The following is a 12108-nucleotide window of genomic DNA, read 5'->3' on the forward strand; positions in this document are numbered from 1 at the left end:
GTGACCGACACTCCCGGAAGGCGCTCCCGAGACGCGTAGCGTTCGGGAGGTTACGACTCTCGCAGTGCTTCGAGGACCGACAGCGTGCCGTCCATGTACGACTCGTCCAGTACTTCGTCGGCCGCTTGCTTTGCGACGTCGTCAGCGTTGGCGACGGCGAACGACCGGCCGGCCACACGGAACGTCGAGGCGTCGTTCTCGCTGTCGCCGATAGCGACGAAGTCGGCGGGGTCGTAGTCCAGCGTCTGACAGACGTGTTCGAGGCCGGCACCCTTCTCGACGCCGTGAGATTTGACGTGGTAGGCGAACCCGGTGTCGATGACTTCGAGGTCGTAGGACGCGGCTACCTCTCGGAGCAACGCCTCGTCCGCGTCGAGGCTGACCGCGATTTCGGTCTCACGCCAGCGGTTGACCGTGTCGGCGGCGTCCCACCCGAGGTCACCGCCGCGGGCGACGAACTCGTCTGCGACGGCCTGTGCGGCCTCCCGGTCACCGGCGTACGTCACTTGACCGTCGGCCAAGACGACACCGCCGTTCTCGGCGATAACCGTCTGCGGAAGACCGAGATAGTGAGACAGCGAGACAGGATACGGGAACGCCTTCCCAGTCGCGAGGACGACAGGTGCGTCCCACGACGGGAGCACCTCGAACACGCGAGGGTCGAGTCGTCCCTGTGCGTCGGTGAGCGTCCCGTCGATATCGAGTACGAGCGGCGGAACCATACCGGCGCTAGGGAGACCGGCAAAATAGAGTCAGCGGTCTTCGTCGTCGAGGCCGCGGAACGTCAACGTCGAGAAGTTCGGAACGGGCCGCGTCGCCGGGCGTCCGGGCCCACTGGTCGTCATTTCGACCGGGACGCGACGCACGAGGCCGAGGTCCGAGAGTTCGTAGACGAGACGTCTGATAGTCGTCTCCGACAGTGAAACCGAGGGGGACGCCGCGATGGCCTCCGTCGCGTCCGACACCGACGTTCTCTCCGCGTCGTCGAGCGAGACGAACGCCCGGAGTATCTGTTTGTGACTGTCGGAGAGGGCAACCACCCGGCCGAGCGAACATCCCTCGTCTGGAACCGCATCGATGCCGTCGGTGACGTACGTCGGGTTGATTTGGTCTGCGCCATCGGCAGCGGCGAGTCTCGCCGCACCGTACAGTGCCGAGAGGGCGTCGTGTGCGTCGCCGTCCGCCCACGCCGCCACTTCGGCCGTCGCCTCGTGGGTGAGTGCGTTTCTCGAGACGCCACTGGACGCTCGTTCGACGAGGATGTCCACCAGGTCGTGGCGTTCGTACGGTGGGACTTCGACCGACTCGACGTCGCTGTCGACTCCCTCGGGTGGCGTGCGACCGACCGTGACCACCGAGACGTGTGGCGACACCTCGTCGAACAGGTCCATAGCCGTCGACGCGGCGTACGTCTCCGGTTCTCCCACGTGGTCGACGGCGACGACTGCCCGGTCATCGTGTGCGAGACGCCCGTCAAGTCGCTCTCGAAGCGACTCGATGCTGACCCCTTGCGATGGAATCGACTCTTCTGTGAGCGCGTCGAGCGTCGTATGGAGGAGTGCGAAGTCGGTCGACGCGTTCCGCGCGTCGACGTAGGCGAACGACGTCGTCGGTGTGCCGGCAGTCCGCGTACTGGTGTAGATAGCCGACTGCCGGGACGGAATTGCACGCGAGAGGTGTTGGAACAGCGAAGTCACGACTGCGGACTTTCCCACACCCTTCGGACCGGAGATGTGTGCGTGGGGCGGCAACTTCCCGTCGAAGACGGGGTCGAGGACGTCGAGGATACGTTCGAGGGTCGACCCCCGACCCGTCGGTTCCTCCGGGTGGGCCGTGGGGTCTAACGCACTCAAGTCTCGAACGACCCGACGCGTCTGGCCGCGTCGACGCCGGCGTGTGATTCTATCTTCGAGTCGCATTTCAGAGAGAGCCTCGTTTCGACTGGTATCGGGTGACGAGCAATAAATGACTCAGTTCGGCCGCTGAGCGTGTCGTCTGTGAACCCCTTCTGTGACCTGTGAGACCGACAACAGGTCTTGGCCGGGCGTCTGGGTGTTGGTCTCGGGAGGACATCGGGACTGGTAGTAACTAATTCGGAAGTTCATTTAGTTTTTCTGTCGGTGGCGACAGACACCGTATTTTTGCTATATTCCGATGTTTCAGGGAGCACTGTCGCATAGAATGGCACCGAACTGATACGAAGTGTCGGGCTCTCCTGAACACGAGACCACCGTGGATAAAATAAAGTGCCGGCGGTCCTACTCTTCGAAAGACGGATGACCAAAACAGCGAGCGTCCTCGTCATTGGCGGGGGGTCCACCGGAACAGGCATCGTACGGGACCTTGCGATGCGTGGTCTGGACGTGACTCTCGTCGAAAAGGGGAACCTCACACACGGGACGACGGGGCGAATGCACGGTCTGCTCCACAGCGGTGGTCGGTACGCGGTATCCGACCAACCGTCTGCGAAGGAGTGTATCGTCGAAAACCGCGTCCTCCGACGAATCGCGGGGCACTGCGTCGAGATGACGGGCGGACTGTTCGTCCAGCGCCCGGAAGACGACGACGAGTACTTCGAGAAGAAACTGGAGGGATGTCGCGAGTGTGGTATCCCCGCCGAAGTGCTCTCTGCGGAGGAGGCCCGCGAGATTGAACCGTACCTCGCGAAGGACATCAAACGCGCAATCAAGGTCCCCGACGGCGCAATCGACCCGTTCCGCCTCTGTGTCGCCAACGCGGCGAGCGCCATCGAACACGGGGCGCGAATCGAGACGCACTCGGAAGTCACAGACGTCCTCGTCGAAGACGGCGAAGTCGTCGGTGTCGAAGTCACACACAAATCCGGGTCCGGCCCGTACGTCCACGGACAACCCGGTGAAGTCGAAGAGATACGCGCCGACTACGTCGTCAACGCGACGGGAGCGTGGGCGGGACAAGTCGGTGACCTCGCCGGTGTCGACGTAGAGGTTCGCCCGTCGAAGGGCGTCATGACCATCATGAACACCCGGCAGGTCGATACGGTCGTCAACCGGTGTCGGCCGAAGGGTGACGCCGACATCATCGTCCCTCACGAGACGACGTGTATCCTCGGAACGACCGACGAAGAAGTCGAAGACCCAGAAGACTACCCAGAGGAGGGGTGGGAAGTCGACCTGATGATAGACACGCTCTCCGAACTCGTCCCGATGCTGAAAGAGGCGCGGACGATTCGTTCGTTCTGGGGCGTGCGACCACTGTACGAACCGCCGGGAACCGGGACGGAAGACCCGACGGACATCACCCGCGAGTTCTTCCTCCTCGACCACGAGTCACGCGACGACTTGCCCGGCATGACGAGCATCGTCGGCGGAAAACTGACGACCTATCGGATGATGGCCGAGAAGATTTCGGACCACGTCTGCGAGAAACTCGACGTCGACGCCGACTGTCGCACCGCAGACGTCCCGCTTCCGGGGAGCGAGGACTTCACCGTCCTCCGCGACTACATGGACGACTTCAACCTCCGGTCACCAATCGGCCGACGGTCGGTCCAGCGACTCGGGTCGCGGGCCGACGAAGTGCTGAACAGTATGGACCCGAATCCGGTCGTCTGCGAGTGTGAGGCCGTCACCCGCGCCGAGATTCACGACGCGCTCGAATCGGCGGGAACCGACCTCAACTCGGTTCGCATCCAGACGCGCGCGTCGATGGGGAACTGTCAGGGTGCGATGTGCTGTCACCGGATGGCGAACGAACTCGCACCCGAGTACGACGAAGCGACGGTCCGAACGTCGCTCGACGACCTGTATCAGGAACGCTGGAAAGGCGAACGCCACGCCATGTGGGGCGAGCAACTCTCACAGACTGCGCTCAAACACATGCTCCACGCGACGACGATGAACCGCGACGCAGACCCCGCGTCGGCAGACTCGGACGTGGATTTCGCGGCGTTCGACGACGGGATGGCCGCCGACGGCGGTCACAAGGAGGGTGCCAATGGCGATAACTGACGACGTCCTCGTCGTCGGTGGCGGTATCGCCGCCTGTACTGCCGCACTCTCGGCCGCAGAGACCGGTGCCCGCGTGCGCTTGCTCGCACACAAGACGAGTACCCTGCGGCAGGCCAGCGGCCTCGTCGACGTCCTCGGGTACGCCGACGGTGACGGCCCCTTCTCCGACCCGTTCGCGGGTCTCGACTCGCTTCCAGACGACCACCCGTACCACGTCGTCGGCGAAGACGGCATCCGCGACGGCCTCCGACTCTTCGACGAGGCAGTCGGCGACGCGTACCGAGGTGGGCATACGGACACGAATGCGCTCGTCGTCACTCACGGCGGGACGGTGAAACCGACTGCTCGGTATCCGGAGTCGGTCGCATCCGGCCTCGCGAGTGCCTCTGGCGACATGCTTCTCGTCGGGTTCGAGGGACTCACCGACTTCGACGCACCGGTCGCCGCCGACCATCTCTCGGCCGCTGGCGTCCCCTTCGACGTGCGTGGTGTCACCGTCCCGTTCCCCAAATCGTTCCGGTCAGACGCGAAGGTCACGCGCTTCGCGAAGGCGCTCGACCGGGACGAGGAGGTGTCCGGGAAAACAGTCCGTTCTGTGCTGGCCGAGGCGGTTACCGCCGAATTAGACGGCGAGACCCGTGTCGGGTTCCCAGCCATGCTCGGCGACGACCACGGCGAGGAAGTCCGTGACGAACTCGCAGGCCGCCTCGGCGTGCCCGTCTTCGAAGTCCCGACCGGACCGCCGAGTCTCCTCGGCCTCAAACTCGAAGACGCGCTGTTCGACGCGCTCGACGAGGCAGGCGTCCGAATCTCCACAGGCAACCCGGCGGTGGGTTACGAGGCCACAGACGGTCGCATCGAGACGGTCTACGTCGACCAGAAGAGTCGACAGACGCCCTACGAGGCGGACCAAATCGTCCTCGCGACAGGGGGACTCGTCGGTAAGGGACTCGACTCCGACCGTGAATCTGTCACCGAACCCGTGTTCGGGTGTCACGTCCCACATCCGGAAGACCGCTACGAGTGGTCCGAAACCGAGGCGTTCGGTGACCACGCCTTCGCCCGGTTCGGTGTCGTTCTGGACGACGAACTGCGCCCGGTAGCCGAAGACGGCGAATCGCACTTCGAAAACCTGCGTGCGGCAGGCGGCGTCGTCGGTGGTGCTGACGTCGCACGCGAAAAATCCGCGAGTGGCGTCTCGCTGGCGACGGGTGCCGTCGCTGGCCGCCTCGCGGGCGAGGAGGCATCCCAATGAGCGACGCAGAATCTCAGACAAATCCGACACTTACCCCGGACGCACAGACAGACGACTTCGAAGCAGTCGACGTGTTCGCCGAGAGCACCGACATGGACCTGCGTCCCGGCGCAGACAACTGTTACAAGTGTACCGCCTGTGACGTCTCCTGTCCGGTCGCAGAAGTCGACGACGAGTTCCCCGGTCCGAAGTTCCAGGGTCCAGAGCAGTGGCGTCTCAAGCGTAAGGAAGACGCCGCTGTCGACGACTCCATCATGTCGTGTTCGAACTGCATGCGCTGTGACGACGCCTGCCCGTCGAGCGTGCCGCTCAGCCAGATGCACAACACGGCCCGCGGCGAGTACGTCGACGAAGTGATGGACAAGTTCTCCCGGGAGTACGTCAGGAACCGTATTCTCGCGAACTACGGAACCCTCGCCCAACTGGGGAGCATGTTCCCGCGCCTGACGAACGCCGTCATGGGGAACTCTCTCGTCCAGAAAGTCAACGAGAAGGTACTCGGCATCACTGCCGAGCGCGACTTCCCCGAGTTCGCCACACAGACGTTCCGTGAGTGGTGGAACGAACGCGGCGGCCCGCAGGTCTGCTCCGAGGAGAAGCGCGTCGCCTACTTCCACGGGTGTTACTCCAACTACAACACACCGGAAGTCGGGAAGGCGATGGTCCGCGTCTTCGAGTCGTTCGGCTACGAAGTCGTCGTCCCCAAGCAGCGTTGTTCGGGGACGCCGATGTTCGCCAACGGCATGTTGGACGACGCGAAACGTGCCGCTGGCATCAACGCAGAGAACTTCGCTGGCCTCATCCCGGAAGGGTACGACATCATCGCGTCGTGTACCTCCTGTTCGATGTCGCTCCGCCAGGAGTATCCCGAACTGTTCGACATCGACGGCATCGAGGACGTGTCGGAACACACCTACGAGGCACTCGAATATCTTCGTATCCACGAAGACGTCGAAGGAGAGATTCGCGAGGCGTCCGTCTCCGACCAATCGTTCGCTTACCACGCACCGTGCCACGGCCGTAATCAGGGACTCGACCGGCAGGCAGTCGAACTCTTCCGCGAACTCGACGGCGTCGAAATCGAAGACGTCGGCGACTCCTGTTCCGGTATCTCCGGAACCTACGGGTGGAAAGAAGAGAAGTACGACAAGTCGATGCAAATCGGTTCGGACATGTTCGACCACATGGAACACGCCGACGGCAGCGTCGGGATGACCGAGTGTCCCACCTGTTCGATGCAGATGGAACACGGGACCGGATACGACATCAAACACCCGCTACAACTGCTCGAAGAGGCGCTCGTCTAACCGACACCCGACGGTCCGTGCGTCGCTGTCGACGTCTTCCGTTTCCGTGTGCTCGACCACTCGCTTCGAGGCATCGAGTGAATCTCCACTGACACGTACCAAAACACACTTCTCTGAGGCGGCAAAACTTGCATGACACAGGATATCACGAATGCTGTGGTGGTTTGGAGCGGCAGTACGAAATGATTTACCGAATATTTGGCGTCTGTTACCTCGTTAGTCAGGATTCTATATGGCGTGGATAATTCGGGAGTGAAGAAAGATTTATCACGATATTTGCACATATTCGAAGTAGTCGGGCTCTCAGTAGAGAGTTCGATTCGAGGTTGGTTAGAAATGTCAGGAGAAACTTACGTCGGTGCCATCGACCAAGGTACCACAGGGACGCGATTCATGGTGTTCGACCACGACGGGAAAGTGGTCGCAAACGCCTACGAGAAGCACGAACAGATATATCCAGAACCGGGTTGGGTCGAACACGACGCCAACGAAATCTGGGAGAACACGAAGAAAGTAATCAACGAGGCGCTGGAGAGCGCCCTCCTCGAACCGGAGCAACTCGAAGCAATCGGTATCACGAACCAGCGCGAGACGACAGTCGTCTGGGACCGTGAGACGGGTGAACCGATTCACAACGCCATCGTCTGGCAGGACCGCCGGACGACGGACCGCATCGAGACGCTCGAAGAAGAGGGGAAGAAAGACAACGTCCAGCAGAAGACGGGTCTCGAACCCGACGCGTACTTCTCTGCGACGAAGGCAGAGTGGTTGCTCGACAACTCCGACCCAATCAAACTACAGCGCTCTCGCCCTGCAGACGTGCGCGAACGGGCCGAAGAAGGGGAACTCGCCTTCGGTACCATCGACACGTGGGTCATCTACAAACTCACGGGGAACCACATCACGGACGTGACGAACGCCTCCCGGACCATGTTGTTCAACATCCACGACATGGAGTGGGACGACGAACTCTTAGACGAGTTCAACGTCCCGCGGGAGATGGTTCCGGAAGTCCGACCGTCGTCCGACGACGACTACTACGGAACGACCGACGCCAGCGGCTTCATGGGTGCCGAAATCCCCGTCGCTGGCGCACTGGGAGACCAGCAGGCGGCACTGTTCGGCCAGACCTGTTTCGACGCAGGTGACGCCAAGAACACCTACGGTACCGGGTCGTTCATGCTGATGAACACCGGCGAAGAGGCGGTCATGTCCGAACACGGCCTCCTCACCACCGTCGGGTTCCAGCGGTCCGGTGAACCCGTCCAGTACGCACTCGAAGGGTCCATCTTCATCACTGGTGCCGCAATCGAGTGGCTCGAAGACATGACACTCATCGACGACGCGGCGGAGTCCGAAAAGCTCGCTCGCTCCGTCGACTCGACGGACGGCGTCTACTTCGTCCCGGCGTTCGCCGGCCTCGGTGCCCCGCACTGGGACCAGCGTGCTCGCGGGACTATCGTCGGTATGACCCGCGGTACCCGGCGCGAACACATCGTCCGTGCGACGCTCGAATCCATCGCGTTCCAGACGCGCGACGTCGCAGAAGCGATGGAGTCCGACAGCGACATCGACCTGTCGAGTCTCCGCGTGGACGGTGGGGCGGTCAAGAACAACTTCCTCTGCCAACTTCAGTCGAACATCCTCGACACCGAAATCGTTCGACCCGAAGTCGACGAGACGACGGCACTCGGTGCCGCGTACGCCGCCGGCCTCGCCGTCGGATACTGGGAGACGCTGGACGAACTCCGCGCGAACTGGCAGGTCGACCGCGAGTTCAACCCGTCGAACCCACAGAACGTCGAACACCGGTACGGTCGGTGGAAAGAAGCAGTCGAGCGTTCCCTCGACTGGGCACGGGACAGCGAGGAGTAACCGATGGCACTGCAAGACCTCTGGGCAATCGAGATGATAATCGCCGCCTTCGCCGGCGGCGCGTTCGGTGCAGCGCTCGGTGCGCTCCCAGCGTTCATCTTCACTGGGTTCATGGTCATCGCTGGCGAGGCGGCGAACCTCGCGAGCAAGTCCATCGGTGAAGTCGTCGGGGCAGACCCCGCGACGCTCGGTTCGGTCGGTATCACCGGGTCAATCGCCTTCGGTGCACCGTTCTCCCCGGCGATTAGTTTCGCCGGTGGGGCGGCCGCCGCGGCCTACGCGGCCAACCGTGGGTACATGGAATCGGGCTTCGACTACCACAACGCCAAAGACATCGGCTTCGCGCTCGGGTCGAAACCCGACGTGCTCGCAGTCGGTGGTATCTTCGGTATCATCGGTTACTGGTTGACGATTCTCTCGTCGACGTTCAGTATGCCGTACGACCCCATCGCGATGGGTGTGACGCTGTCGGCGCTCATCCACCGCGTCGCCTTCGGCTACGACATCGTCGGCAAGGTCCGCGGCGACGGCATCCTCGACATGTCGCCGTTCGAACGCGGGCAGACCCGAGGAGGTGCCGTCGCAGACGGCGGTGAAAGCGCCCGTCTGAGCGTCGAACCGTGGCTTCCGAACATGTACAAGTGGAACGAGGTGGCGGCCATCGGTGCCGTCGCCGGTATCATGGGCGCGTTCATCGCACTCATCACCGGCAGCGCGTTCCTCGCGTTCGGTATCTCTGCGGCGAGTCTGTTCTTCTTGAACCTCGGCGTCGAACGCATCCCCGTGACGCACCACATGACGCTTCCCGCGTCGACGGCAGCGCTGGCGTGGACGTCCGGAGCAGCAGAACTCGGCGTCGTCGCGCTCCTCTTCGGTGCGCTCTTCGGCCTCATCTGTGGGCTCTTCGGTGAAGCGTTCCAGCGCGTCTTCTACGCGCACGGCGACACCCACTGGGACCCGCCGGCGGCAGCTATCGTCTTCGGGACGTTCCTCGTCGCGGTGCTCGCCATCGCCGGTGTGCTCCCGAGTTCGGCGTGGGTGCCCACGCTCGGCCTCTAAGTCGCGTCGAAACACACGAATCTCGTCTTTTTTCGCCACCGGGTTCCGCAACCATCAGTGATAACGCATCGGAGTCGGTAACAGAGCGTATGGAACGAATCGTCACTGTCGTCCCGGAAGCCGGCCTGCACGCACGCCCAGCATCGCGGTTCGTCGAGACTGCCAACTCTTTCGACGCCGACATACAGGTCGGGCGTGCCGAAGACGACACGCTCGTCTCGGCGGCGAGCATGCTCGCTGTGACCGGACTCAACGTCTCTCACGGCGAGGACGTTCGTCTCGTCGCCGACGGTGACGACGCCGACGCCGCTCTCGACGCGCTCGAAGAAGTACTCTCGACGCCAGAAGGCGGCGACGAGTAGATTTCAGTTCAGTTTTCGGTACTCGCGCGCCTCTTCGGCGCGTTCGACGACGGACTGTAGCGTCGCCTTCTTGCTCGTCGTCTCCACCGCGGCGTTGAGGGTGCCTTCGAGAATCGGCGCGTCCGCAATCGTCGCGTTCACGTCCGCCGCCATCTCGATGGCGAGTTCCGTGTTCATCACGGCACTTCCGAGGTCGACGAGGACGACGACGCCGTCACCGTCGTCGGCGTCTTCGATACCCGCACGGATGCGGTCCGGAGACGTCCCGATACCGTCTTCGTCACCACCGGCGGGGACGATTCGAGCGTTGCCGCCGCCCATCTGTGCGGCCACCTCTGCGATTCCCTCCGCCGCTTTCGCGCTGTGCGAGACGACGACGAGCCCAATCATTCGTCTCTCCTGACGGCGTCCGAAGCACGAGCGTCACGTTCGACGTCGCCCTCCAGATACTCCTCGGCCGTCGCGAGCAGTTCTTCCATGATGAACAGCGTGCTCGTCGCGCCGGGGTCCTGATGGCCGACAGAGCGCCAGTCGAGGAACGAGGCCCGACCCTTCATCGCCTTTATTGGCGTGGTGAACTGGACGCCGCGTTTGGCGGCATCGACGGCTTTCGCGAGTGCTTCCAACGGCGGCAAGTCGTCTTGCTCGATGGATTTCTTGTAGGTGTGGACCGCCGGGACGAGCGCATCGACCATCGTCTTCGACCCGACCTGTGCGCCACCTCGGTCTTTTACCTTGTCCAGATAGGCTTCTGCGAACGCGACAGACGTCTCGGCGGTGATGCCGCCGTCGAGTTCCTGACTGGCGAACATAATCGACCCGCCGTAGAGTGGTCCAGAGGCACCGCCGACGTTCGAGATGAGCGTCGTGCCGACGTTCTTGACCACTTCGTGAGGGTCCATCTCGTCGAAGTCATCGCGTTTCTCTGCCGCCTTCGAAAAGCCGCGTTCCATGTTCGCCCCGTGGTCCGCGTCACCGATTGCTGAGTCGAGGTCTGTGAGATATTTTCGTTCCTCGCTGAGTCGTGCTGCGACGTTCTCGAGAGCTGCCAAGACCGCTTCGCGCTGTGTGTCAACGTCGGCCATAGGACCCCTTTCGCAGGCTGGTCGTTAATCCCTTTTCCCGGTCGAACACGCTATCGCAAAAATTGAGTGGCCTGTGGTTACTCGGAGACGGTGAGCGCGGGTGTCTCCGCCGGCGCGGCGAGGAGTTCCTTCAGTTCGTCGTCCACGCGGAGGACGGTGATGGAACATCCCATCATGTCGAGCGACGTCATGTAGTCGCCGACCCACGCGTCCCACGTCTCGATGCCTCGGTCGTCGAGGAGAGACTGGAGTTTGCGTTGGACGATGTAGAGTTCGGACAGCGGCGTCCCACCCATGCCGTTGACCATCGTGACCACTTCGTCGCCGTCGTCGAGTTCGATGTCGTCGAGCACGTTCTCGGTCAGATGTTCGGTTATCTCGTCGGCGCTCATGATGTCGGCGCGTTCGGTCCCCGGTTCGCCGTGGATACCGATGCCGAGTTCGATTTCGTCTTCACCCAGGTCGAACGTCGGTTCGCCTTTCTCCGGTGTGACACACGACGTGAGCGCCATGCCCATCGTCCGGACGTTGTCGATGACCTTCTCTGCGACGGCCTTCACCTCGCCGAGGTCAGCACCCTCGGCCGCTTTCGCGCCGGCACACTTGTGGACGAAGATGGTCCCCGCGACGCCACGGCGACCCGACGTGTACAGCGAGTCTTCGACTGCCACGTCGTCGTTGACGACGACCTGTTCGACGTCGACGCCTTCCATCCCCGCCATCTCGGCGGCGGTGTCGAAGTTCATCACGTCGCCCTCGTAGTTCTTGACGACGCAGAGGACGCCCGCGCCGGAATCTGTCGCCTGAATCATCTTGTCGAGTTGGTCGGCGGTCGGTGAGGTGAACACCTCGCCTGCGGCGGCACCGTCGAGCATCCCTTCGCCCAGATAGCCGGCGTGTGTCGGTTCGTGTCCCGACCCACCGCCGGAGACGACGGCGACTTTCCCGTCGACTGGTGCGTCCGCGCGGACGAGGACGTTCGTCCCGTCGAGTCGGCGTAGTTCGGGGTGCGCCGTCACCATACCTTCGAGCATCTCGTCTACGACTCCACCGGGTTCGTTGATGAGTTTCTTCATGGTCCACGTTAGCAGACGCACGATTCGACCAAAAGTGTTGGTCAGTCTGCAGGCACGAATGACGGGATGTGAAAAATCGAGACGTCGGTTTCGTTCGGGA

General features: G+C 62.6%; 11 protein-coding genes. 6 read left to right on the plus strand and 5 right to left on the minus strand.

Annotated elements, in window-relative coordinates; translation table 11 throughout:
• Positions 1–50 precede the first annotated feature (50 nt).
• The gene (locus tag ACK3R5_RS07555; RefSeq protein ID WP_411968559.1) at positions 51–722 is read right to left on the minus strand and encodes a phosphoglycolate phosphatase; all 672 of its coding nucleotides are present in this window, start codon (positions 720–722) and stop codon (positions 51–53) included.
• Positions 723–752: 30 nt separating this feature from the next.
• On the minus strand, positions 753–1919 hold the full coding sequence (locus ACK3R5_RS07560) for a Cdc6/Cdc18 family protein (protein WP_411968560.1): 1167 nt from the start codon (positions 1917–1919) through the stop codon (positions 753–755).
• Positions 1920–2276: 357 nt separating this feature from the next.
• Here ACK3R5_RS07560 and glpA point away from each other — a divergent pair, with 357 nt between their 5' ends.
• The 6 genes from glpA (at position 2277) to ptsH1 (ending at position 9847) form a co-directional block, all read left to right on the plus strand.
• Entirely contained in the window at positions 2277–3989 is a 1713-nt protein-coding gene (gene glpA, locus ACK3R5_RS07565; protein WP_411968561.1) for an anaerobic glycerol-3-phosphate dehydrogenase subunit GlpA, read from the plus strand.
• On the plus strand, positions 3976–5244 hold the full coding sequence (gene glpB / locus ACK3R5_RS07570; protein ID WP_411968562.1) for a glycerol-3-phosphate dehydrogenase subunit GlpB: 1269 nt from the start codon (positions 3976–3978) through the stop codon (positions 5242–5244). Before glpA ends, glpB begins: the two co-directional genes overlap by 14 nt.
• Positions 5241–6551 (plus strand): anaerobic glycerol-3-phosphate dehydrogenase subunit C, encoded by a 1311-nt coding sequence (locus tag ACK3R5_RS07575; RefSeq protein WP_411968563.1) that lies wholly within the window; start codon positions 5241–5243, stop codon positions 6549–6551. The genes glpB and ACK3R5_RS07575 overlap by 4 nt, the downstream gene beginning before the upstream one ends.
• Before the next feature lie 336 nt (positions 6552–6887).
• Positions 6888–8426 (plus strand): glycerol kinase GlpK, encoded by a 1539-nt coding sequence (gene glpK / locus ACK3R5_RS07580; protein ID WP_411968564.1) that lies wholly within the window; start codon positions 6888–6890, stop codon positions 8424–8426.
• A gap of 3 nt (positions 8427–8429) precedes the next feature.
• A complete protein-coding gene (locus tag ACK3R5_RS07585) occupies positions 8430–9485 on the plus strand; it encodes a hypothetical protein (RefSeq protein ID WP_411963458.1) in 1056 nt (351 codons plus the stop codon).
• 89 nt (positions 9486–9574) lie between these two features.
• Positions 9575–9847, plus strand: a complete 273-nt coding sequence (gene ptsH1, locus ACK3R5_RS07590; RefSeq protein WP_411968565.1) for a phosphocarrier protein HPr — start codon at positions 9575–9577, stop codon at positions 9845–9847.
• 3 nt (positions 9848–9850) lie between these two features.
• Here the strand turns inward: ptsH1 and dhaM are convergent, their stop codons facing one another.
• From dhaM to dhaK, 3 genes are all read right to left on the minus strand, one after another.
• Positions 9851–10237: a dihydroxyacetone kinase phosphoryl donor subunit DhaM gene (gene dhaM / locus ACK3R5_RS07595; RefSeq protein WP_411963460.1), complete on the minus strand. Its 387-nt coding sequence runs from the start codon at positions 10235–10237 to the stop codon at positions 9851–9853.
• The gene (gene dhaL, locus ACK3R5_RS07600; RefSeq protein WP_411968566.1) at positions 10234–10932 is read right to left on the minus strand and encodes a dihydroxyacetone kinase subunit DhaL; all 699 of its coding nucleotides are present in this window, start codon (positions 10930–10932) and stop codon (positions 10234–10236) included. The genes dhaM and dhaL overlap by 4 nt, the downstream gene beginning before the upstream one ends.
• Before the next feature lie 77 nt (positions 10933–11009).
• The gene (gene dhaK / locus ACK3R5_RS07605) at positions 11010–12008 is read right to left on the minus strand and encodes a dihydroxyacetone kinase subunit DhaK (protein ID WP_411968567.1); all 999 of its coding nucleotides are present in this window, start codon (positions 12006–12008) and stop codon (positions 11010–11012) included.
• Positions 12009–12108: the final 100 nt, after the last annotated feature.

It is taken from the genome of Haloferax sp. YSSS75, assembly GCF_046764215.1.
GTDB lineage: Archaea > Halobacteriota > Halobacteria > Halobacteriales > Haloferacaceae > Haloferax.